Below are 22,165 nucleotides of genomic sequence, written 5' to 3'. Positions count from 1 at the left end.
CCCGGCCCGCACCGCGCCCCGGCCCGCACCGCGCCCCGGCCTGCCCCCGCTCGCGCGCCGGGCCTCGGTGGCCGGGCGTCGGCGGCTGCCCCGTCGCCGCGGCCGGTCCTGACCGCCGGCAGGCGCCACAGGACGCACCGAGGGCGATCCGCGACCGCAGCCCCAGGCAGGCGCATACCGGGTGATCGAGGGCGATCGGCGACCGCAGTCCACGCGGCAGGGGGACCGGTGCGGCCCGGTGCGGCCGCCCCGGCGCCCCCTCGCCGGGGCCGCGGGCGGCATCCCGCGATCTCCCCGGCGCCGCCCCGACCGTCACCCGCCGACCTGGTCATGCCTTCGCCTTCACGTCCCCATCAACTCCTCCCGTACCTCCTCGGCGGTCGTGGGCCGCAGCTCCCCGTCGAGCAGGAGCCAGCGGGTGATCCCCAGCGACTCCAGGAACGTCACGTCGTGGCTCGCCACGATCAGCGCGCCCTCGTACGCCCCCAGGGCCTCGGTGAGCCCGCGCACGCTCGCCATGTCGAGATTGTTGGTCGGCTCGTCCAGCATCAGCAGCTGTGGGGCGGGCTCCGCGAGCAGCAGCGCCGCCAGCGCGGCGCGGAACCGCTCGCCGCCGGAGAGCGTTCCGGCCGGGCGGTCGGCCCGTGCCCCCCGGAACAGGAAGCGGGCGAGCCGTGCCCGGACCGCGTTGTCCGTCGCCCGGGGTGCGAACCGTGCGACGTTCTGCACGACGCTCAGCTCCTCGTCGAGCACGTCCAGCCGCTGGGGCAGGAAGCGCAGCGGCACCTCCGCCGCCACCTCGCCCGCGATCGGCTGCAACTCCCCGGCGATCGTGCGGAGCAGGGTCGTCTTGCCGGCCCCGTTGCGCCCGACGAGGGCGATCCGCTCCGGACCGCGCAGATCGAACTCGCCCGAGACGCGGGCCCCGTAGCGGAGCTCCACCTCGGCCAGCCGCAGGACGCCGCGGCCCGGGTGAACCCTGGTGTACGGCAGTTCGACGCGGATCTCGTCGTCGTCCCGGACGGCGTCCACGGCCTCGGCCAGCCGCTCCTTCGCCTCGGTCAGCCGTTCCGTGTGCATGGCGCGGTGCTTGCCCGCCGAGACCTGCGCCGCGCGCTTGCGCGCGCCCATCACGATCTTCGGCTCGCGCTTCTGTTCGAACATCTTCTGCCCGTAGCGCCTGCGGCGGGCCAGTTTGACCTGGGCCTCGGCCAGTTCGCGCTTCTGCCGCTGCACATCGGCCTCCGCGACGCGGACCATCCGCTCGGCTGCCTCCTGCTCGACGGCCAGCGCCGCCTCGTAGGCCGAGTACGTGCCGCCGTACCAGGTCACCTCGCCGTTCCGGAGGTCGGCGATCTGGTCCACCCGCTCCAGCAGCTCGCGGTCGTGGCTGACCACGATCATCACCCCGGACCAGGCTTCCACGGCCTCGTACAGCCGCCCCCGGGCGACCACGTCGAGGTTGTTGGTCGGCTCGTCGAGCAGGAGCACATCGGAGCGTGCCAGCAACAGCGCCGCGAGCCTGAGCAGCACGCACTCGCCGCCCGACATCTCGCCGACGGTCCGGTCGAGTCCGACGTGCCCGAGCCCCAGCTGGTCGAGGGTGGCACGGGCCCGCTCCTCCACGTCCCAGTCGTCGCCGACCGCGGTGAAGTGCTCCTCCCGTACGTCGCCCGCCTCGATCGCGTGCAGCGCGGTGCGGGTGGCGGCGATCCCGAGGGCCTCGTCCACCCGCAGCCCTGTGTCGAGTACGACGTTCTGCGGGAGATGGCCGACCCGGCCCGCGATCCGCACACTGCCCTCGCCGGGCGTGAGATCTCCGGCGATCAGCCGCAGCAGCGTGGACTTGCCGGAGCCGTTGAGGCCGATCAGCCCCGTTCTGCCGGGGCCGACGGCCAGTCGGAAGTCCTCCAGTACGGGAGTGCCGTCCGGCCAGGAGAAGGACAGCGAAGAACAGGTCACATAGGTGGGGAAGGTAGACATACGGGTCTCCCTGTTGCGTGAGGGGAAAAGGGGCAACGGGTGAGACACCGGTCGGACGGCACAAAGGCCCTGGTCCGGGACGGAACGGCTCGTACGCCGAGGTCGCACACGGGCACGCGAGCGGAAAGCCGCGTGACACGGTGTCTCAGGACCTCAGACGAGCAACGTCCTTCTCCGATCGACGACAACAGGGCCGAGTAGGAAACTACGCCGGGCGGGGGCCGCGGGCAAACGAATTGACCATCGGGCGGCCGGAGTCCCCCGGCGCCCCGGCCGCCCTCAGCGGGCGTCGCGCATCAGCTCGGCCAGGTCCGCGTCCAGGTCCAGGTGGAGGTGCTCCCGGCCGACCGGTACGAGTCCCTGGGCCCGTTTGAGGAAGCGGCGCAGTTCGGACGTGCGGATATGCATCATCGCGGTGCCCTCGGGGGCGTGGAACTCCAGGACGGTCCGGTCGTAGCCGTACGGTCGTACCCGCACGTCGCCCAGCCCGGCGGGCTCGTCCAGGCCCTGCACGAGCAGATCGCGGGAGAACGCCCAGGACACGTCGGTGCCCTCCAGTGTGGCCGGGGCGGGGAACGACATGCTCACGGCGAAGGGGTCGCGGGGGTCGTAGCGCAGGGTCGCCGGCACGGACTCCATACGTGGCGCGGAGGCGACCAGACGGACCTGTACGGCCTGCTCGATAACGCTGGACAAGGCCCGCTCCCTCACTGCACTGCTGCCGGATGACGCTCTTCTGCCACAGAGGAAGACGAGCGAACGGCGGAATCCGTGCATCGGTGGGGAGCGTGAGCTGCGTCACCGCACGGGCAAGCGCCGGACTCGCGGATTCCGACAGGCCGCGGGGCACCGGATGCCGGGACGCTCCGCGGGAATCCCCGATCGTGTCCCGGCCTCGGACGCGGCGGCGGGAACCCGCTCGGCCGGTGGCGGCTCCGAACCACCGGTTCGGCGGGCCGGGCGGACCCTGCCGGTCCTCACCGGCCCACGTCGCCCGGCCGCAGCAGTACCGCGGGCACGTCCGGTTCGCCGTCGTCGACGACGTGGCCGACCCGTCCGTCCGGCCGCCACCGACAGCCCGCCGGTCCGGTCGAGCAGCAGCCTCCGCCCGCCGTGCGTCAGTCCCACGTCCCGCAGCCGCCGGCCGGGCAGTCCATGGCCCTCGCCGAACGCGCTTGCCGTCGCCGGTGCCGCGGAGCGGGGCCGCGCACAACTCGGCGGACGGCGGCGGGTTCCACCTCCTGCCGCCGTCGTCGGCCGAGTAGCCCGCGAACGTCGGTCGTAGCGGATCCGGACCGCGGTGATCACCTCGGTCGCGTGCCCGTTCTCGACCAGAAGGCGGTCGGCGGACCGCTTCTGGTGCCAGGGACGGTGAACTCGGCACGGACGCGGCACGGAAGGCGCTCTGGACCGGGTGCCGGGCGTCGGCTACGTTCGCGCGCCATGAGACCCAAGGGGAAGTCGAGACGAACGCTGTCCGCGGGGCTGAGCGGGGTGGCGCTGACCGCCGTGCTGGGCACGGCCCTGTCGGTGCCCGCGCAGGCCGACGCGCGGCACGCGGAGGGCCGGGTACCGCACTGGGAGCTCAAGCGGACCGGGACGGACGTCCGGTTCCGCGGACTCGCCGCGGTCAGCCGCACCACGGCCTGGCTCGCGGGCTCGAAGGGCACCGTGCTCCGCACCACCGACGGCGGGCGGAGCTGGCGGAACGTCTCACCGCCCGGGGCGGACGAGCTGGAGTTCCGCGACGTCGAGGCCTTCGACGCCCGCAGGGCCGTCGTGCTGGCCATCGGCGAGGGCGAGGCTTCGCGCGTGCTGCGGACCGAGGACGGGGGAGCGACCTGGGAGGAGTCGTTCCGCAACGCCGACCCGAAGGCGTTCTACGACTGCATCACGTTCTTCGACCCCCGGCACGGGCTCGCGATGAGCGACCCCGTCGACGGCAGGTACCGCATCCTCTCCACCCGGGACGGCGGCAGGTCGTGGAAGGTGCTGCCGAGCGCCGGGATGCCGGACGCCCAGCCGGGTGAGGCGGGCTTCGCGGCGAGCGGCCAGTGCCTGGTGAGCTCCGGGCCCAGGGACGTCTGGCTCGCGACCGGCGGCGGCGCCACCGCGCGCGTGCTGCACTCCGCGGACCGCGGGCTGCACTGGACCGCGGCCGAGTCCACGATCCCCGCCGGAGACCCGGCACGGGGCGTCTTCGCGCTCGCCTTCAGGGACCGCGTGCACGGTCTCGCGGTCGGCGGCGACTACCGCACCGGCCAGACGTCGCCGCGGGCGGGCGCCGTGACGCGGGACGGCGCCCGCACCTGGCAGCAGTCCGCGACCCCGCCGCCCGCCTACCGCTCAGGAGTGGCCTGGCTGCCGCACAGCCGCACGGCCGCCCTGGCCGTCGGACCCACGGGAACCGACCTCACCACCGACGCCGGCCGCACCTGGCGCACCGTGGACACCGGCTCGTACGACACCGTCGACTGCACACCGGACTTCGGCTGCTGGGCGGCGGGGGAGAAGGGACGCGCGGCCCGGCTGGAGTGGTGACCGCGCATCGGCCGCCCCTCGTGCCGTTCTGACGCAGCGGAGGGAGCCGCCGCCTCGGTGGAGCGCCCTGAGCTGGAGCGGCTGAAGAGCATGAAGCATCCTTTCGGCTCAGGCGGCGAGGCTGACGGGGCGCAGCCAGGCGTCGGTGAGTTCGGCCGGCCCGAGGGCTCGGCTGCAACTTCTCCCCGCGCTTCCACGACCTGGCCGACCAACGGTTCTGGCGCGCGGAGATGCCCGGCGCCGCGACCGGCGGCTACAGGCCGCTGGAAGCCCTCGCGCGCAGCCGGGTGAACCGGAACAAGGTCATCACGCACTGGCCGGACATGCTGCGGGTGGCCGGCTCACTGGTGACCGGGCAGGTCAGGGCGTACGACCTGCTGCGGATGTTCGGCCGCGAGGGGCGCCCCACGCCGCTGAGGCAGGCGTTCGCCGAGTACGGGCGGATCGCCAAGACCCTCCACCTGCTGCGCGTGGTCGACCCGGTCGACGACACCTACCGACGTCGGACGAACCGGCAGCTCACCGTCCAGGAGTCCCGTCACGAGCTGGCCCGGGACATCTGCCACGGCCGCCGCGGGCAGATCATGCAGGCGTATCGGACGGGGCAGGAGGACCAGCTCGGGGCGCGTTCGCTCGGTTCTTGTGGCCCGCGGCCCGGCCCAGGACCTTGTGTCCGCCGCCGTCGGGGATGTTGCCGAGCTCCTTGATGTCGACGTGGACCAGCTCGCCGGGGCGGTCGCGTTCGTAGCGGCGTATGACGCGGCCGGTGGCCCGGTCCAGGTGTGTGAGGCGTGCCAGACGGTAGCGGGTCAGGACGCGGTGCACGGTGGAGGGAACGAGTCGCAGCAGGCGCGTGATGCGGGCCGGTCCCCAGCGGCACAGGACGCGGAGAGCAGTTGGCCGGCGGTCTCGGTGCCGACCCCGAACAGTGCGAGGAGTTCCGGAGCGGCCTGTCGGATCAGCGGGCCGATCTCGGTGTCAAGGTCAGCGATCTCGGCATCCAACGCTTGGTGGCGTCGAGCCGGGCGTCGCAGTGACGTTCTGGTTGCCGCCAGCGGCCTCGACAGGTCGTCCCCGGGCCGGACTCGGGACAGGGCGCGTATCAGCGCGGCCCGGTCCAGGCCGGTGACCTGCTCGCGAAGCATTGCGGGGGCGGACACGAGGAGGCCGCGGATCTGGTTCATGGCTTGGGTGCGGGCCTTGACCGCGCTGCGGCGAGCGAGCCGCAGTACCCGCACCGCCTCGACCACGCCGTCCCGGCGTTTGGGGATGCCAGTGGCCCGGCCGGACAGTACTGCCGTCGCGGCGGCGTAGGCGTCGATCGGGTCTGACTTGCCTTTCAACCTGGGTGTTTTGCGGTCCGGTCGGTCCACGTCGACGACGACGACACTCGCGGCGGTGAGTACCCGGGCGAGCCCGGCACCGTAGGCACCGGTCCCCTCCACCCCCACTGCGGTCAGCGTGCCGTGCGAGCGCATCCAGCCCAGCAGGTCCCTGTAGCCGGGGATGGTGGCCGGGAACTCCCGATCGGCTAGGTGCCGGGCCCTTCTGTTGGTGTAGACGTCGCAAGCCACACCGAACCGGAAGGCCCTCACCTGTTCAACATCCCTCAGCCGAGACCTGGCTCACCCGTCCACAACCTCCCGGGACAGAACAGCCAGGTACCGGTAGTAGCGCGCGAGCGCGTGCGAGGCGGCTCCGCCGCGACCGTTGGCGCCACGGCGCCAGACAGTTCCCCTCCCCCGAAGAGATCCATCCGACCGGCCGATGGCCACCAGCTCGCCCGTCACCGGGCAGGCCTCGATGGGCGACCTCGCCCCCTAACAGGCCCTTGCGCCCGGCGCCGGGCAGCCACCCCGGTACCGGCCCGTCCGCCGTCACGCGGAGGGCTGCTCCCGGTAGGGCTCCAGCGCGGGCGCCGTCTTCGTCGCGATGAACTCCGTGATCCGGTACTCGCACACCCCCGCCGCGGTGTAAGGGTCCGAAGCCGCGATCCGCTCGGCCCGCTCGCGGTCGACACCCGTCGCGATCAGCACCCCGCCGTCGCGCGGGTGCTTGCGGCCGGAGGCGATCAGGACGCCTTCCCCGTACAGGCCCTCAAGCCAGGCCACATGGGCGTCCAGGTGCTCCTCGACGCGGTCGAGCGGCGCCGTGTAGGTCAGTTCCAGTACGAACATGATCGGCAGGTTAGCCGCACGTCCAAGGGCTGTCGCGTCATCCCCGGCGGGCACACGACGCGGGTACCGCACCTCGCCGCGGTGTCGAGTCATCCGAACACGCCCGGTACGAGGATGGCTCGCCGCCCTGCGAGGCACCGCATCCGACGCCGCGCGCTGCTCCAACGGGGGACTGCCCGACAGCCCCTAGGCTGGGAGCCACCATGACCCTCATCCGGACACCCGCCGACGAGGCCGAGGCCCGAGCCGTTCAGGACGAGCTCAGGACCCGCGTCGTCCTGGACGAAACCGGGCCCCTGCCCGGCACCGGCCTCGTCACCGGGGTCGACGTGGCCTACGACGACGAGCACGACGTGGTCGTCGCGGCCGCCGTCGTCCTCGACGCCGCCACGCTCGGCGTCGTCGAGGAGAGCACCGCGGCCGGACGGGTCGCCTTCCCCTACGTCCCGGGGCTGCTCGCCTTCCGTGAGATTCCGGCGGTGCTCGCCGCACTGGAATCGCTGAAACACGGTCCCGGGCTGGTCGTCTGCGACGGCTACGGCCTCGCCCACCCCCGCCGCTTCGGACTGGCCAGCCATCTCGGCGTGCTGACCGGCCTGCCGGTGATCGGCGTCGCCAAGAACCCGTTCACGTTCACGTACGCCCCGCCGGGCGGGCGGCGCGGAGACGCCTCTCCACTGGTGGCGGACGACGGAGAGGTGGTGGGCCGGGCGCTGCGCACGCAGAGCGGGGTCAAACCGGTCTTCGTCTCGGTCGGCCACCGCGTCTCGCTCGACAACGCCTGCGCCCACACGCTCGCCCTCTCCCCGGACTTCCGCATCCCCGAGTCCACCCGCCGCGCCGACGCCCTGTGCCGCAGGGCCCTGCGCGAGGCGACCGCCGGCTGACCGCCCCGGGCAGTACGACGGTCACTCGTTGCGCAGCGCCTGCGCCACCGTCAGCCGGCCCGCCGCGCGGGCGGGGACGAGTGCCCCGGCGACGGCGATCGCCACACCGCCCAGGCCGAGCAGGACGAGCACGGGGGCCTGCCAGACGTCCATCGGGAACGACGGGGCCCTCAGCCCGGCCGCCTCGGTCATGGCCGGAACGATCAGGCGGTGCGCGCCCAGCCCCAGCGGTACCCCGGCCACGGCGCCGACCGCCCCGAGGGCCGCCATGGAGGTGGTCATCATCGCGGTCACCTGACGCGGTGTCATGCCGATGGACTTCAGCACCCCGAGATCACGGCGGCGCTCATGGGCGTCGAGTACCACGGTGTTGAACACCCCCATGGCCGCCACCACCGCGAGGAGCAGGGCGATCACCGACGCCGAGCCGATGATGGCGACGACGTTGGCGTCCGTCGTGGAGAGCGCCTGGGGCCGCAGCCCCGGATCGGCCTTCCGGACCGCCGCGTTGTACGCCCCGGCGTCTGCGCCCGGTGTCAGCTGCACCCAGTACTGGGTGGCCTTCTGCTCCGGGGCCAGGCCGGTGAGCGTGTCCCAGCCGGCCTCCACCAGGTCCCGGTTGCCGCCGAGCATCGCGCCGACGACCGTCACGGACCGCTTGCGGTCGCCCCACGTGAGGGTGATCCGGTCACCGACCTCCATTCCGCGCTGGTCGAGGAACTGCGACGCCGCGACCACCTCGTCCGGCGCCTCGAAGCGCCGGCCCTCGACGATCGTCTCCCCGCCCAGTGAGCCGTACCCCCCGCGGACGAACTGGACCTGGATGCGTTGCGGGTCACCGGCGGTGTACAGCTCGAGCCAGGCGAGGGCGACGACATCGGCGGCCCCCGGCAGCGAGCGCAGCAGCGCCTCCGTCTCCGTGTCGCCCTGCCTCGGCGGGGTCTCGCCATAGGCGGCCCGCCCCGCGTACACCACGGTGTCGGCGGTGCCCTGCACCGACTTGCCGAACGCGGTGAGCGTGGCCGCGAGACCGGCTGCCAGCGTCACCGTGGTCACGCCGAGGAGGACCGCCGCCAGGGTCAGCGCGGTCCGCCCGGGGCGCGTGAACGGCAGCCCGAGCCCCAGACTGAGCGACCGCGGCAGCCGCGTGCCGGCGAGCCTGCGCTGGATGCTCCGACCGCGGCCCGTCCGTGGCGCGCTTCCCGCGCTGATCGCCCTCGCCGCGGACAGGCGGCCCGCGCGGAGCGCCGGGACCAGGGCGGCGATCGCGGCGAGTGCCGGCATGCCGACCAGGGGAGTCGCATGGACCCAGGCTCCGACCGAGACGCTGAGGTTCTGCGCGCCGACCCCGAAGAAGACGGTGTCGACCAGGGGCGCGAGGGCGAGTCCCCCGACGGCCGTGCCCAACAGGCTTCCCGCGACCGCGGGCACGAGCACCGTCGTCAGATGGACCGCGACGACCTGACGGGGCGTGAATCCCAGGGACTTGAGGATCCCGATGGTCCGGAAGCCCGCGACGACGGCCCCGCTCACCACGTTGCCCACGATCAGGACCGCCACGGCCAGACCGAGAACTCCGAACCCGATCAGATAGGGCAGGTAGGCGTTCGCCACACTGCCGATCCGCTCCTTGACCGTGAGGTAGGAGACCGTGGACAGCAGGGCCCCGGAGGGGAGTCCCGCTGTCGCGAGCTCCGTCCCGGTGCGCACCTCCGACGCCGTGGCGGCCTCGGTGAAGCGGTAGAGCATCTGCACGGATTCCGGCCGGAGTTCGGCCGCCTGCTCGGGCACGACCCAGGCCGCCGCGCTGCCCGTGAGACTCTCGGCGTAGCCGACGACGGTCAGTTCCCGGCCGTCCGATAGGCGGAGGGAGCGTCCGAGCAGATCCTCACTGCCGGGTCCGGCCACGACCAACTCACCCGGGCCGGCGGCCCATCGGCCCACGTGCACGCGGACCCGGTCCACCGGTCCGTCCGGAGAGGCACGGCCCACGAGCATCAGGGGCCCGGGCACCAGACCCGGTACCAGCTCCGCGCCGTCGTCGGGGACGTCGACGACGGCCTGCTCGAACGGGCCGGCGGTGGCTTCCACACCGGGCCGCCCGGCCGTCGCCTCGAGTTGGGCGTCCGAGACCTCGCTGCGGGAGAACGAGGCGCTGGCATGGGCACCCCGGTGCTGGGCGAAGGCGCGGTCGAACGGCGCCGAGGCGGCTTCCAGAAGCCCCAGGGCCACCACGACGGCGACGGTCGAGGCGAACACGACCAGACCGAGGACCGCCGTCTGCATCCTGCGGCGCCGTACGGCACCGCGGGCGGTCCGCCACACGGCGCTCATGCGGTCCGCTCCGAGGACTCGAGGCTGCGTTCCCCGACGACGCGGCCGTCGGCGAACGTGATCACCCGGCTCGCGCACCGGGCCGCCATCCGCTCGTCGTGGGTGACCAGCAGGAGTGTCTGGCCGATCTGGTTGAGGTCCAGCAGGAGATCCATGGTCTGCTCCCCGGCATGACTGTCCAGGGCGCCGGTCGGTTCGTCGGCGAGCAGTACGGCAGGACGGTTGATCAACGCTCGTGCGGCTGCGACCCGTTGGCGTTCACCGCCGCTGAGCACCGCCGGGTAGGCGTTCCTCCGGTCGGCGATGCCGAGCTCGTCCAGCAGCTCCAGGGCGCGCGCCCGCGCCCTGGACGCGGACGTCCCGGTCAGCTGCGCCGCGAGGGCGACGTTGTCCAGCGCGGACAGATCATCGAGCAGATTGAAGAACTGGAAGATCATGCCGATGCGGCGGCGCCGGAACAGCGCCAGGCCGGTCTCGTTCATGCCGCCGAGGTCCTCGCCGTGCACGGTGACCGTGCCGGACGTCGGACGGTCGAGGCCCGCGACCATGTTGAGCAGCGTCGACTTGCCGCTGCCGGACGGTCCCATCACCGCGACCGCCTCGCCGCTGCGGATCTCCAGCGACACCCCGTCCAGAGCGGACGCCTCCCCGTACTCCTTGCGTACCCCGTCCAGGCGTACCACCACCTGGTCCCTGCAGTCTTGAGTGATCATGTCGGGAAGCCAACCATCGCGGACCCGTCCCGGCATCGCTCCGAGGAGGTATCCTCGCGGCCGCGTCAACCCGGGGATGTACGGTGATCCGCCCGTGAGTTGATGCGGTGCGACGGGCCGTCTGCGAAGGTGGACCCGTGTGGGGATCACCGTCGGACCGCCTGCTGGGCGTCGCCCTCCTGGCCGCGTGTGCGGCAGTCGGGTGGCTGGGCGCCGTGCTCGTGCGGACGCGCCGCAGGCACCGCAGGACACTCGAGGACCGCCGGTGGTTGCTGGAGCGTGAGCGCGAGAGCGCCGCCCGGGCCGCGGTCGAGGACGAGCGGGCCCGCATCGCCCGCGAACTCCACGACATCGTCAGCCACAACGTCGCCCTCATGGTGGTCCAGGCCGGGGCCGCCCGCGAGGTGCTGCTCACCATGCCGGACGAGGCATCGGCGGCGCTGCGGGCGGTCGAGGACGCCGGCCGGGACACCATGACCGAACTGCGGCACCTGCTCGGCCTCCTGGCGCCCTCGCAGAACGGCGAGGACGCCGACGGGGATCGCGGGGGCGGGACCGGTCTGTCGCCCCAGCCCGGACTGGACAGACTCGGCTCGCTGGTCGACCGGATCGCGTTCGCCGGGCTGCCGGTCGATGTGCGGATCGCCGGAGAGCCGCGCCCGCTCCCGGGCGGCGTCGACGTGACGGCGTACCGGATCGTCCAGGAGGCGCTGACGAACGCGCTGAAGCACGGGGACGGAGGGCAGGCGCAGGTGACCGTTCGATACGCCGACCGTTCCCTGCGCGTGGAGGTGCTGAACAGCGGGCCGAGCGTGCTGTCCGGCGCCTCCTCCCGGCCGGCGGCGACGGCGGAGCACGACGGCGGCGCCGGACGCGGACTGCTGGGGCTGCGCGAACGGGTCGCCGTCTACGGTGGCGATCTCGACACCCGCCGACGTCTCGGCGGCGGCTATCGCGTCCGCGCCCGCATCCCCCTGGACCGGCTGTGACGGAACCCGCGCCCCGTGTGCTCATCGCGGACGACCAGGCCCTGATCCGCACGGGATTCCGGCTGATCCTGACGACGCGCGGTCTCGACGTCGTCGGCGAGGTCGCCGATGGCCTGGAGGCGGTGGCGGCGGCGCGCAGACTGCGGCCGGACGTCGTGCTCATGGACATCCGCATGCCGAACATGGACGGGCTGGAGGCCACCCGCCTCGTCCTGCACCACCTTCCGGACTGCAGAGTCCTCATGCTGACCACCTTCGACCTGGACCGCTACGTCTACCGCGCACTGGCCATCGGCGCGAGCGGCTTCCTGCTGAAGGACGTCACGCCCGAGCACCTCGCCGCCGCGGTGCGCCTGGTCGGCACGGGGGACGCTCTGCTCGCGCCCTCGATCACACGGCGGCTGGTGGAGCGCTTCGCGAGGGCGGAGAGGGGACATGGAGCGGCAGGAGAGGACGGGAGGCCGGGCGCGGCCCGGGGGCCCGTCCCCTCGGACCTCGCCCAACTGACACCGAGGGAACGCGAGGTGCTGGGCCTGATGGGCCGCGGACTCTCCAACGCCGAACTGGCGGGTGAGCTGACACTCAGCGAGGCCACCGTGAAGACCCATGTCGTCCGCATCTTCGCCAAGCTCGGCCTCCGCGACCGGGCGCAGGCCGTCGTCGTCGCCTATGAGACGGGCCTGGTCACCCCCGGCGTCCGCCCCGAGGGGCCGCTTCCGGGGGGAGTGGGGCCGTAGCGGGCCGGTGTTCGCCCGTTGCCACGGGCGAACCGGGCACGGACCGCCGGTGCGATGGTGCTGCGCGCGCCCGAGTCGAGGCGAACGGGAGGACTTGTCCCGGGGCGCGAGATCCGTCGTCGGGGTCCGCAGCGGCCAGTGTCGCCGCCGCCTCAGCCGCGTGCGAAGTCGAGGAGGTCGGCGTTGAACTGCCCGGCGAACTCGGGGACCATGGACAGGCCGTGGGGAGCGCCCGGATAGATCTTGTAGACCGCGCCCTTGACCAGCTTCGACGACTTGTCCCCGGCAGCCACGATCGGCACGATCTGGTCGTCGTCGCCGTGGACGATCAGGGTCGGGACGTCGATCTTCTTGAGGTCCTCGGTGAGGTCGGTCTCGGAGAACGCCCTGATGCAGTCGTACGCCCCCTTGACACCGACCGTCATAGACCACAGCCAGAACTCGTCGCGAGTGCCCTGGCTGACGGTCGATCCGTCGCGGTTGGCCCCGTAGAAGGGTGCGCTGAGGTCCTTGTAGTACTGGGAGCGGTCCGTGAGGACGCCTTCCCGGATCTCGTCGAAGACCTCGATCGGCAGGCCCTCGGGGTTCGCTTCCGTCTTGAGCATCAGCGGGGGTATCGCGCCGAGGAGCACGGCCCCGGCGACGCGGCCGGTGCCGTGCCGCCCCATGTACCGCGTGACTTCGCCGCCGCCCGTCGAGTGTCCCACCAGGACGACGTCCCTGAGGTCCAGGGCCTCGATGACCGCGGCCAGGTCGTCGGCGTACGTGTCGAGGTCGTTGCCGTCCCAGGGCTGGCCCGAGCGCCCGCCGCCGCGCCGGTCGTGGGCGACGGCGCGGAACCCGTTGTCCGCCATGAGTTTCAGCTGGGGGTCCCAGGAGTCGGCGATCAGCGGCCAGCCGTGGGAGAAGACGACGGGCTGACCCGATCCCCAGTCCTTGAAGTAGATCTCTGTGCCGTCCTTGGCGGTGGCGAAGGGCATGGTGCGTTCCTCTCGAAGCTCGTCGGTCGTCCAGAACCGTGGGATCGAGTGGAGTTCTGGACGCCCGGCCGCACACGTGTCACGCCGCGGAAGCGGACGCACGGGGAAGGCGACGGAGGGGTCGGCAGCGGAGGGCGACCGGAAAGAGCACGTCGTTCGACAACGCTACCCGAGAGGCCGCCGATCAGCGCGTCGGCCGGAATGCGTACGAAGCCGGACTCAGCGCGCGTCGGCGACCCGGAAGACGATGCCCGCGGCCCTCAGCCGGGCCAGCAGGGCGTCGCCCATCGCGACGGCCGTGGTGACCTGACCCGCGGTGGCGGGGAGTTCGTCCAGGGCGAGGCTGAGCACCGACTCCGCGAGCATCTTCGCCGTCTCGCCGTAGCCGGGGTCCCCGCCCGAGACCTCCGTGAAGACCCGGCGACCGCCGCCCTCGCCGACGAAACGGACCCGGAACCAGCTGCGCTCGCGCTGTTCGGCGCTGGGGCCGCGGCCCGGCTCGTAACGGTGCATCAGCCACTCGCGGGCGGGCCCGAACTGGGCGAGCGCGGCGAGCGCGCCGAGTGCGACGGGGCCGCCGAGGGCCATCGGCAGCGTTCTGACCGAGGCGTAGTGCCGGTACTGGAAGTCGGGGCCGTACCGCTTCAGGCCCGCGGCGGAGCGCGCCACGATCCCCGGGTCGAGGGTCGGCAGCGGGAGCGCCCAGGCGCCGGTCTCCCCGCTGAAGCGGGGTGCCCCGAACGGTGCCCTGGCGCGGCGGCCCATGAGCCGCGGCTCGTGGAGCCTGCGCTCCCGGGCCGCTCGCGCGGTCTGCCGCCGGCGGCCCATCGCCGTGAGCGCGGAGGCGAACGTTCCGCCGGAGAAGACCCCGGAGGCGCGGACGAAGCCGTCGACGCGCAGTGGCACGTCCCGCGGCAACTGCTGAACCGTGAAGTAGACGCCGAGATCGTGCGGTACCGAGTCGAAGCCGCAGGCGTGCACCAGCCGGGCACCCGTCTCACGGGCCCGTGCGTCGTGCCGCACGTAGACGGAGTCGACGAACTCCGGCTCACCGGTGAGGTCGGCGTAGTCGGTCCCGGCGTCCGCGCAGGCGGCGACCAGCGGCTCGCCGTACCGGACGTACGGGCCGACCGTCGTCGCCACCACGCGTGTCGACTCGGCGAGTGCGCGCAGCGAGTCCGGGTCGTCGGCGTCCGCGACGACGAGCGGCAGTCCGGCGCAGGCCGGGTTGATCGCGGTGAGCCGGTCACGCAACTGCGCCAGCCGCGCCTCGCTGCGGCCGGCCACGGCCCAGCGGCAGCCCTCGGGCGCATGGGCGGCCAGGTACTCCGCGGTGAGGGTGCCGACGAATCCGGTCGCGCCGAAGAGCACGATGTCGTACGGCCGCTCCGGCCCGCTCTGCCTGTTCACTGGCCCTCCACCCCGCTGTGGGTCCTGTCCCGCGCCGTTCGTCGCCGGCCGAGGCTAGCGTGGGACCGAACGGCGCGCTCCACCGGGAGGACGGGACGGCCGCACCGCCGAGAACCGCCCTGGCGAAATGGGAGAAGGTGCGGTCCTTTGCCCTGGGCCTGCCGGGGGTGGGGGAGGAGTTCCCCTGGGGGACACGGTCGTCGGGCTGAACAGGAAGATCTTCGTCTTCATGGGTGTCACCGACGGCGGCCGTCCCCTCGGAGCCGGGGTGAAGCCGGTGGAGGAGGCGTTGCACGCGCACGCGCTCTCCTGTCCCGGCGCGGAGCCGTCGGAGTACGGCCTCGGGACGGCGGGCTGGGTGCGGATCCCGCCGGCCGGGAAGGGCGCGCCGTCGGCGGAGGTGGTGTGCGACCGGGTCGGGGAGAGCCACCGCAGCATCGCCACGCGGAAGCTGATCGCCGAGTCCGACGCGCGCCGAGGCGGGTGGCACGGACGGTGGGCCCCGGTTCGCCGGCGCCGGGTCGACGTCCGCGCCGCCCCATGTGACGTCGACCGGTCCCCGGCCCGATCCGCGGCCCGGCCGGGTGCCGCGTCAGCGGTAGTCGTCAGGGTGGTCCTGCATCCAGGTGTTGATCCGGTCGCGGGTCCCCACGAGCTCGCCCCGGTGGGCTCGGAGGTTCGGGTACGAGCGGTCGGTGCCGATCGTCGAGCGGAGACCGGCGATCCATTCGATCGGCTCGGGGAAATGGCCGGGGCCCTTGGGGTCGGCCTTCATGGCCTGGTCGAGCCGTTCCAGCTCGTCGTACACACGGCCGAGGAAGTACGCGCACTGCCCCTCCGTCGTGCAGCCGTCACTCAGCGTGGCCTGGAGTCCGGCGAAGGCGTCACGGACCCTCTCGGGCGGTGGCGTGGACCCTGCCGACGGGGCGGTGGCGTCCTCGGGAGCGGCCGTCGAGGCGGGTTGCCGCGTGGCCTCCGCGGTGGCCGGGGCCGCCCCGGCGCCGGCCGTTGGGCTTCCGCCGGTCGCCGGCGGGCCGCTGTCGGCGGAGGAGCAGGCGACCAGGAGTGCCGCCGGAAGTGCGACGAGCGCGCTGGCGCGGACGGGGCGGGGTATACGCATGGAGTCTCCGATTCCTGGATCCGGCGACGGACCCTATCGCCGACGGAGGACAACCAAGCGCTTGCTCGCCTCAGGGGCTTGTGCGGAGTGGAACGCGTTCTTAACATCACTGATGTTACATCAGTTGTGTCATAGTGCTGGGGGCTTCATGGCAGCGACAGGGAACCGCCCGCCGGGGGGTCCGCTTGCCGGTGTGCGCGTGGTCGAACTGGCCGGCATCGGGCCCGGTCCGTTCGCCGCCATGCTGCTCGCAGACCTGGGCGCCGACGTCGTACGCGTCGACCGGCCCGGCGGCTCGGGGCTCGCGATCGACCCCGCCCACGACCTCACGAACCGGAACAAGAGGTCCGTACTGATCGACCTCAAGGCCGACGGAGGTGCCGGGCGGGTCCTCGACCTCGTCGAGCGCGCGGACGTGCTCATCGAGGGCTACCGCCCCGGGGTGGCAGAGCGGCTCGGGGTCGGGCCCGAGGAGTGCCATGCCCGCAATCCCGAACTGGTCTACGGCCGGATGACCGGCTGGGGTCAGGAGGGACCGCTCGCCCAGCGCGCCGGCCACGACATCGCCTACATCGCGATCACCGGCACCCTCGGCATGATCGGGAAGGCGGACGAGGCGCCCGCGGTCCCCGCGAACCTCGTCGGCGACTACGCGGGCGGCTCGCTGTACCTCGTCATCGGCGTCCTGGCCGCACTGCAGCACGCCCGCACCCCCGGCGGCACCGGCCAGGTCGTGGACGCGGCGATCGTCGACGGCGCCGCGCACCTCGCCACGATGATCCACGGGATGATGGCCGCGGGCGGCTGGCAGGACCGCCGGGGCGCGAACCTCCTCGACGGCGGCTGCCCCTTCTACGGGAACTACGAGACCGCCGACGGCCGGTACATGGCGGTCGGGGCGCTCGAGCAGCAGTTCTACGACGAGTTCATCAGGCTGCTGGGCATCGAGGGCGAGGCGCCCGCCCGCAAGGACTTCGCCCGCTGGGGGGAACTGCGCGCCGCAGTCGCCGAGCGCTTCCGCACGAGGACGCGGGACGAGTGGACCGCGGTCTTCGAGGGTTCGGACGCCTGCGTGGCGCCGGTGCTCTCGCTGCGTGAGGCTCCCGGGCATCCGCATCTGGTCGCTCGCGGCACCTTCACCGACGACGGAGGAATCACCCAGCCGGCCCCGGCCCCCCGTTTCTCGCTCACTCCGGGCGCCGTCCGCCGCCCGCCCGCGCAGCCCGGTGCCGACACCGAGGAGATCGCCCGTGACTGGGGCGTTCCCGGCATCCTGGGCGCCCACGTGACCCGACCCGACCCGACCGCAGCCGGCTCGAAGGAGCTTCAGGCATGAAACGACAGATCTTCGACGCCGAGCACGACGCGTTCCGCGAGACCGTGCGAACCTTCATCGGCAAGGAGGTGCTGCCCCACTACGAGCAGTGGGAGAAGGACGGCATCGTCTCGCGCGACGCCTGGCTGGCGGCCGGTCGCCAGGGCCTGCTGGGCCTGGCCGTGCCCGAGGAGTACGGCGGCGGGGGGAACACCGACTTCCGCTACAGCGCCGTCCTCGCCGAGGAGTTCACCCGGGCCGGCGCCCCGGGCCTCGCGATCGGGCTGCACAACGACATCATCGGCCCGTACCTCACCTCCCTCGCGACCGAGGAGCAGAAGCGGCGCTGGCTCCCCGGCTTCTGCAGCGGCGAGATCATCACGGCCATCGCGATGACCGAGCCGGGCGCGGGCTCCGACCTCCAGGGCATCCGCACCACCGCCGAGGACCGGGGCGACCACTGGCTGCTCAACGGGTCCAAGACGTTCATCTCCAACGGCATCCTCGCCGACCTGGTGGTCGTCGTCGCCAGGACCACGCCCGAGGGGGGTGCCAAGGGGCTGTCGCTGCTGGTCGTCGAGCGTGGCACGGAGGGGTTCGAACGCGGCCGCAACCTCGACAAGATCGGCCAGAAGGCGCAGGACACGGCGGAGTTGTTCTTCCACGACGTGCGGGTCCCGAAGGAGAACCTCCTCGGGCAGCTCAACGGCGCCTTCGTCCACCTGATGACCAACCTGGCCCAGGAGCGGCTGAACATCGCGGTCGCCGGCATCGCCGCGGCCGAGCACCTGCTGGAGATCACGACGCGGTACGTGAAGGAGCGCGAGGCGTTCGGCCGTCCGCTGGCGAAGCTCCAGCACATCCGCTTCGAGATAGCCGAGATGGCCACCGAGTGCGCCGTCACCCGGACGTTCCTCGACCGCTGCATCGCCGACCACTCCGACGGGCAGCTCGACGCGGTGCACGCGTCGATGGCCAAGTGGTGGGCGACGGAGCTGCAGAAGCGGGTCGCCGACCGCTGTCTGCAGCTGCACGGCGGCTACGGGTACATGACCGAGTACCGGGTCGCCAGGGCCTTCACGGACGGCCGGATCCAGACGATCTACGGTGGCACCACCGAGATCATGAAGGAGATCGTCGGCCGCGCGTTGCTCTCCTGACCGGCCGTTCTCCCGGCCGGAGCCGCGGAACGGCACCCGCCCGGCGCACGCCGTCCGACCCCGAACCTCCCGCTGCCTCACCCCTCACCCTCACCCGTGATGCGAAAGGCTCTGTTGTGAGTACCGAAGCGTATGTGTACGACGCGATCCGCACCCCGCGCGGCCGCGGCAAGGCCAACGGCGCCCTGCACGGCACCAAGCCGATCGACCTCGTCGTCGGCCTGATCCACGAGATCCGCTCCCGCTTCCCGGGGCTCGACCCCGCCGCGATCGACGACATCGTGCTCGGCGTCGTGGGCCCGGTCGGCGACCAGGGCTCGGACATCGCCCGGATCTCCGCCATCGCGGCCGGACTGCCCGACACCGTCGCCGGCGTCCAGGAGAACCGCTTCTGCGCCTCGGGCCTGGAGGCCGTCAACATGGCGGCGATGAAGGTCCGCTCGGGCTGGGAGGACCTGGTACTGGCGGGCGGGGTCGAGTCGATGTCGCGCGTGCCGATGGCGTCCGACGGCGGCGCCTGGTTCGCCGACCCGATGACCAACTTCGACACCCACTTCGTGCCGCAGGGCATCGGCGCCGACCTGATCGCCACCATCGAGGGCTTCTCCCGGCGCGACGTGGACGAGTACGCGGCCCTGTCCCAGGAGCGTGCGGCCGCGGCCTGGAAGGACGGCCACTTCGACCGCTCCGTCGTCCCGGTGAAGGACCGCAACGGTCTCGTCGTCCTCGACCACGACGAGCACATGCGCCCCGGCACCACCGCGGACTCCCTGGCCGCCCTCAAGCCCTCGTTCGCGGGAATCGGGGACATGGGCGGCTTCGACGCCGTCGCGCTCCAGACGTACCACTGGGTGGAGAAGATCGACCACGTCCACCACGCGGGCAACTCCTCGGGCATCGTCGACGGAGCCTCGCTCGTGGCCGTCGGCTCCCAGGAGGTCGGCGAGCGGTACGGCCTCCGGCCCCGCGCCCGGATCGTCTCCGCCGCGGTCTCCGGCTCCGAGCCCACCATCATGCTCACCGGCCCCGCGCCCGCCACCCGCAAGGCACTCGCCAAGGCCGGGCTGACGATCGACGACATCGACCTCGTCGAGATCAACGAGGCCTTCGCCGCCGTCGTCCTGCGCTTCGTGAAGGACATGGGGCTCTCCCTCGACAAGGTCAACGTCAACGGTGGAGCCATCGCGCTGGGCCACCCGCTCGGCGCCACCGGCGCGATGATCCTCGGCAGCCTCATCGACGAACTGGAGCGCCAGGACAAGCGGTACGGCCTCGCCACCCTCTGCGTCGGCGGCGGCATGGGCATCGCCACGATCGTCGAACGCATCTGACCTCTCGTCCCTCCCGCCCCTTCCCCCGTACGGAGAAGCAGCAATGACCGCAACGCCGACGAGCACCACCATCCGCTGGGAGCAGGACGAGACCGGGATCGTCACCCTCGTCCTGGACGACCCGGACCAGTCCGCCAACACCATGAACCAGGCCTTCCGCGCGTCGATCGCCGCGATCGCCGATCGTGCCGAGGCAGAGAAGGACTCCATCCGCGGCATCGTCTTCACCTCCGCCAAGAAGACCTTCTTCGCGGGCGGCGACCTCAAGGACATGATCAAGGTCGGCCCCGAGCACGCCCAGCAGGCGTTCGACATGGGCATGGGCATCAAGCGCGCGCTGCGCCGCATCGAGACCCTGGGCAAGCCCGTCGTCGCCGCCATCAACGGCGCCGCGCTCGGCGGCGGTTACGAGATCGCCCTCGCCTGCCACCACCGCATCGCCCTCGACGCGCCCGGCTCCAAGATCGGCCTGCCGGAGGTCACGCTCGGACTGCTGCCCGCCGGCGGCGGCGTCACCCGCACCGTGCGCCTCATGGGCATCGCCGACGCTCTGCTGAAGGTCCTCCTGCAGGGCACCCAGTACTCCCCGCGGCGCGCGCTCGAGAGCGGCCTCGTCAACGAAGTGGTGGCCACGCCCGAGGAGATGCTGGCCAAGGCGCGCGCCTTCATCGAGGCGCACCCCGAGTCGCAGCAGCCCTGGGACGTCAAGGGTTACCGGATCCCCGGCGGCACGCCGTCGAACCCGAAGTTCGCCGCGAACCTGCCCGCCTTCCCCGCCAACCTCAAGAAGCAGCTGAACGGCGCGCCGTTCCCGGCGCCGCGCAACATCCTCGCGGCCGCCGTCGAGGGCTCGCAGGTGGACTTCGAGACCGCCCAGGTCATCGAGGCGCGGTACTTCACCGAGCTGCTCACCGGCCAGACCGCCAAGAACATGATCCAGGCGTTCTTCTTCGACCTCCAGGCGGTCAACTCCGGCGCGAACCGCCCCAAGGGCGTCGAGCGGCGCGAGGTCCGCAAGGTCGCCGTCCTCGGTGCCGGGATGATGGGCGCGGGCATCGCGTACTCCTGCGCCCGGGCCGGTATCGAGGTGGTCCTCAAGGACGTCAACGCCGACGCCGCCGCGCGGGGCAAGGCGTACTCCGAGAAGCTGCTGGACAAGGCGCTGAGCCGGGGCCGTACGACCGAGGCCAAGCGCGCCGAACTGCTCGCCCGGATCACGCCGACGGCCGACCCCGCCGACCTGGCGGGCTGCGACGCCGTCATCGAGGCCGTGTTCGAGGACCCGGCGCTCAAGCACAAGGTGTTCCAGGAGATCCAGCACGTCGTCGAGCCGGACGCGCTGCTGTGCTCCAACACCTCGACGCTCCCGATCACGCTGCTCTCCGAGGGCGTCGAGCGTCCCGCCGACTTCATCGGTCTGCACTTCTTCTCGCCCGTGGACAAGATGCCGCTGGTGGAGATCATCAAGGGCGAGCGCACCGGTGACGAGGCGCTGGCGCGCGCCTTCGACCTGGTCCGCCAGATCAACAAGACCCCGATCGTCGTGAACGACTCCCGCGGGTTCTTCACCTCGCGGGTGATCGGGCACTTCATCAACGAGGGTGTGGCGATGGTCGGCGAGGGCGTCGAGCCCGCGTCGGTCGAGCAGGCCGCGGCCCAGGCCGGGTACCCGGCGAAGGTCCTCTCGCTGATGGACGAGCTCACGCTCACCCTCCCGCGCAGGATCCGGGGCGAGGCGCGGCGGGCCGTGGAGGAGTCGGGCGGCACGTGGACCCCGCACCCGGCGGACGAGGTCATCGACCGGATGGTCGACGACTTCGGGCGCACGGGTCGCAGCGGCGGCGCGGGCTTCTACGACTACGTCGACGGCAAGCGCGCCGGGCTGTGGCCGGGACTGCGCGAGCACTTCGCCAAACCCGGCGCGCACGTCCCGTTCGAGGACATGAAGGAGCGGATGCTCTTCTCCGAGGCGCTGGACACCGTCCGGTGCCTGGAGGAGGGCGTGCTGACGTCGGTGGCCGACGCCAACATCGGGTCCATCATGGGCATCGGCTTCCCCGCGTGGACGGGCGGTGTCCTGCAGTACATCAACGGCTACGAGGGCCGTGACGGGGTGGCCAACGGCCTGCCCGGCTTCGTCGCCCGGGCACGGGAGCTGGCGGAGGCGTACGGCGAGCGCTTCGAACCGCCGGCGCTGCTGCTGGAGAAGGCGGCGCGGGGCGAGGTCTTCACCGACGACTGACACCCGCCGCGGCTCCGGCCGGACCGGCTCTCCGGTCCGGCCGGGGCGCACGGGCGGGTCACGCGCGTGATCGCCGTGCCACGTCGACGGGCGACGCGCGTACGGGCCGGACCGGTGGCCGGGACCGGCCCCGCCCGCCCGGAGCCGGTTCCGGCCGCACGGGGCGGAGCGGCCCGCCCTGCAGCCGGCGCGGACGGTGGGCCCGGCTCCCGCCCGTCTCGTGGGCGGGACGGTCCCGGGCGACCG

Annotated in this window: 17 protein-coding genes and 3 pseudogenes; 10 read left to right on the top strand and 10 right to left on the bottom strand. The window is 72.6% G+C overall.

Translation table 11 applies throughout. The features are described from left to right. Positions 1-342: 342 nt before the first annotated feature. Together QMZ92_RS14925 and ssgD are read right to left on the bottom strand one after the other, a co-directional pair. Positions 343-1,983 (bottom strand): ABC-F family ATP-binding cassette domain-containing protein, encoded by a 1,641-nt coding sequence (locus tag QMZ92_RS14925; RefSeq protein WP_283297854.1) that lies wholly within the window; start codon positions 1,981-1,983, stop codon positions 343-345. A 279-nt stretch (positions 1,984-2,262) separates the two neighbouring features. Next, positions 2,263-2,679 (bottom strand): spore wall synthesis regulator SsgD, encoded by a 417-nt coding sequence (gene ssgD, locus QMZ92_RS14920; protein ID WP_283297853.1) that lies wholly within the window; start codon positions 2,677-2,679, stop codon positions 2,263-2,265. Positions 2,680-3,426: 747 nt separating this feature from the next. Here ssgD and QMZ92_RS14910 point away from each other — a divergent pair. Both QMZ92_RS14910 and QMZ92_RS14905 read left to right on the top strand, forming a co-directional pair. Continuing rightward, positions 3,427-4,524 (top strand): YCF48-related protein, encoded by a 1,098-nt coding sequence (locus tag QMZ92_RS14910; RefSeq protein ID WP_283297852.1) that lies wholly within the window; start codon positions 3,427-3,429, stop codon positions 4,522-4,524. A 167-nt stretch (positions 4,525-4,691) separates the two neighbouring features. Then, positions 4,692-5,159: pseudogene (locus QMZ92_RS14905) on the top strand (Tn3 family transposase); the annotation flags it as partial. Here the strand turns inward: QMZ92_RS14905 and QMZ92_RS14900 are convergent. From QMZ92_RS14900 to QMZ92_RS14890, 3 genes and pseudogenes are all read right to left on the bottom strand, one after another. After that, positions 5,158-5,433 (bottom strand): annotated as a pseudogene (locus QMZ92_RS14900) (IS481 family transposase); the annotation flags it as partial. The pseudogenes QMZ92_RS14905 and QMZ92_RS14900 sit on opposite strands and share 2 nt — an antisense overlap. Further along, positions 5,334-6,098 carry an IS110 family transposase gene (locus tag QMZ92_RS14895; RefSeq protein WP_283297864.1) on the bottom strand — a complete coding sequence of 255 codons (765 nt, stop codon included), beginning with the start codon at positions 6,096-6,098 and terminating at the stop codon, positions 5,334-5,336. The pseudogene QMZ92_RS14900 and the gene QMZ92_RS14895, both read right to left, overlap by 100 nt. A 303-nt stretch (positions 6,099-6,401) precedes the next feature. Then, the gene (locus QMZ92_RS14890; protein ID WP_283297851.1) at positions 6,402-6,701 is read right to left on the bottom strand and encodes a YciI family protein; all 300 of its coding nucleotides are present in this window, start codon (positions 6,699-6,701) and stop codon (positions 6,402-6,404) included. Positions 6,702-6,904: 203 nt separating this feature from the next. Between QMZ92_RS14890 and QMZ92_RS14885 the strand changes: the two genes are divergently transcribed. Beyond that, a complete protein-coding gene (locus tag QMZ92_RS14885; RefSeq protein ID WP_283297850.1) occupies positions 6,905-7,588 on the top strand; it encodes an endonuclease V in 684 nt (227 codons plus the stop codon). 21 nt (positions 7,589-7,609) lie between these two features. Here QMZ92_RS14885 and QMZ92_RS14880 read toward each other — a convergent pair whose 3' ends face one another. Beyond that, the gene (locus QMZ92_RS14880; protein ID WP_283297849.1) at positions 7,610-9,922 is read right to left on the bottom strand and encodes an ABC transporter permease; all 2,313 of its coding nucleotides are present in this window, start codon (positions 9,920-9,922) and stop codon (positions 7,610-7,612) included. Next, complete coding sequence (locus QMZ92_RS14875) at positions 9,919-10,635, bottom strand: ABC transporter ATP-binding protein (RefSeq protein WP_283297848.1); 717 nt, start codon at positions 10,633-10,635, stop codon at positions 9,919-9,921. The genes QMZ92_RS14880 and QMZ92_RS14875 overlap by 4 nt, the downstream gene beginning before the upstream one ends. A gap of 137 nt (positions 10,636-10,772) precedes the next feature. On the opposite strand from QMZ92_RS14875, the gene QMZ92_RS14870 reads away from it, so the two are divergent. Together QMZ92_RS14870 and QMZ92_RS14865 are read left to right on the top strand one after the other, a co-directional pair. Then, entirely contained in the window at positions 10,773-11,624 is an 852-nt protein-coding gene (locus tag QMZ92_RS14870) for a sensor histidine kinase (protein ID WP_283297847.1), read from the top strand. After that, positions 11,621-12,361, top strand: coding sequence for a response regulator (locus QMZ92_RS14865; RefSeq protein ID WP_283297846.1), 741 nt, complete (start codon positions 11,621-11,623; stop codon positions 12,359-12,361). Before QMZ92_RS14870 ends, QMZ92_RS14865 begins: the two co-directional genes overlap by 4 nt. 152 nt (positions 12,362-12,513) lie before the next feature. Here the strand turns inward: QMZ92_RS14865 and QMZ92_RS14860 are convergent, their stop codons facing one another. Next, positions 12,514-13,341, bottom strand: a complete 828-nt coding sequence (locus QMZ92_RS14860) for an alpha/beta fold hydrolase (protein WP_283297845.1) — start codon at positions 13,339-13,341, stop codon at positions 12,514-12,516. Positions 13,342-13,560: 219 nt separating this feature from the next. Continuing rightward, positions 13,561-14,751, bottom strand: a complete 1,191-nt coding sequence (locus QMZ92_RS14855) for a saccharopine dehydrogenase family protein (protein WP_283297844.1) — start codon at positions 14,749-14,751, stop codon at positions 13,561-13,563. A 59-nt stretch (positions 14,752-14,810) separates the two neighbouring features. Here QMZ92_RS14855 and QMZ92_RS14850 point away from each other — a divergent pair. Beyond that, a pseudogene (locus tag QMZ92_RS14850) lies at positions 14,811-15,226 on the top strand (MmcQ/YjbR family DNA-binding protein); the annotation flags it as partial. 117 nt (positions 15,227-15,343) lie between these two features. On the opposite strand, the gene QMZ92_RS14845 reads toward QMZ92_RS14850, so the two are convergent. After that, positions 15,344-15,871, bottom strand: coding sequence for a hypothetical protein (locus QMZ92_RS14845; protein ID WP_283297843.1), 528 nt, complete (start codon positions 15,869-15,871; stop codon positions 15,344-15,346). A gap of 148 nt (positions 15,872-16,019) precedes the next feature. On the opposite strand from QMZ92_RS14845, the gene QMZ92_RS14840 reads away from it, so the two are divergent. The 4 genes from QMZ92_RS14840 (at position 16,020) to QMZ92_RS14825 (ending at position 21,919) form a co-directional block, all read left to right on the top strand. Beyond that, the gene (locus tag QMZ92_RS14840) at positions 16,020-17,207 is read left to right on the top strand and encodes a CaiB/BaiF CoA transferase family protein (RefSeq protein ID WP_283297841.1); all 1,188 of its coding nucleotides are present in this window, start codon (positions 16,020-16,022) and stop codon (positions 17,205-17,207) included. Further along, entirely contained in the window at positions 17,204-18,346 is a 1,143-nt protein-coding gene (locus QMZ92_RS14835) for an acyl-CoA dehydrogenase family protein (protein ID WP_283297840.1), read from the top strand. The genes QMZ92_RS14840 and QMZ92_RS14835 overlap by 4 nt, the downstream gene beginning before the upstream one ends. A 116-nt stretch (positions 18,347-18,462) precedes the next feature. Then, entirely contained in the window at positions 18,463-19,677 is a 1,215-nt protein-coding gene (locus tag QMZ92_RS14830) for an acetyl-CoA C-acetyltransferase (protein WP_283297839.1), read from the top strand. Between the two features lie 43 nt (positions 19,678-19,720). After that, complete coding sequence (locus QMZ92_RS14825; RefSeq protein WP_283297838.1) at positions 19,721-21,919, top strand: 3-hydroxyacyl-CoA dehydrogenase NAD-binding domain-containing protein; 2,199 nt, start codon at positions 19,721-19,723, stop codon at positions 21,917-21,919. The last annotated feature ends 246 nt before the right edge of the window (positions 21,920-22,165 follow it).

This window comes from Streptomyces sp. HNM0645 (genome assembly GCF_030056615.1).
Lineage (GTDB): Bacteria > Actinomycetota > Actinomycetes > Streptomycetales > Streptomycetaceae > Streptomyces > Streptomyces marianii.
Note: the sequence above shows the minus strand (reverse complement) of the source record. Positions and strands in the feature narration are given on the sequence as shown.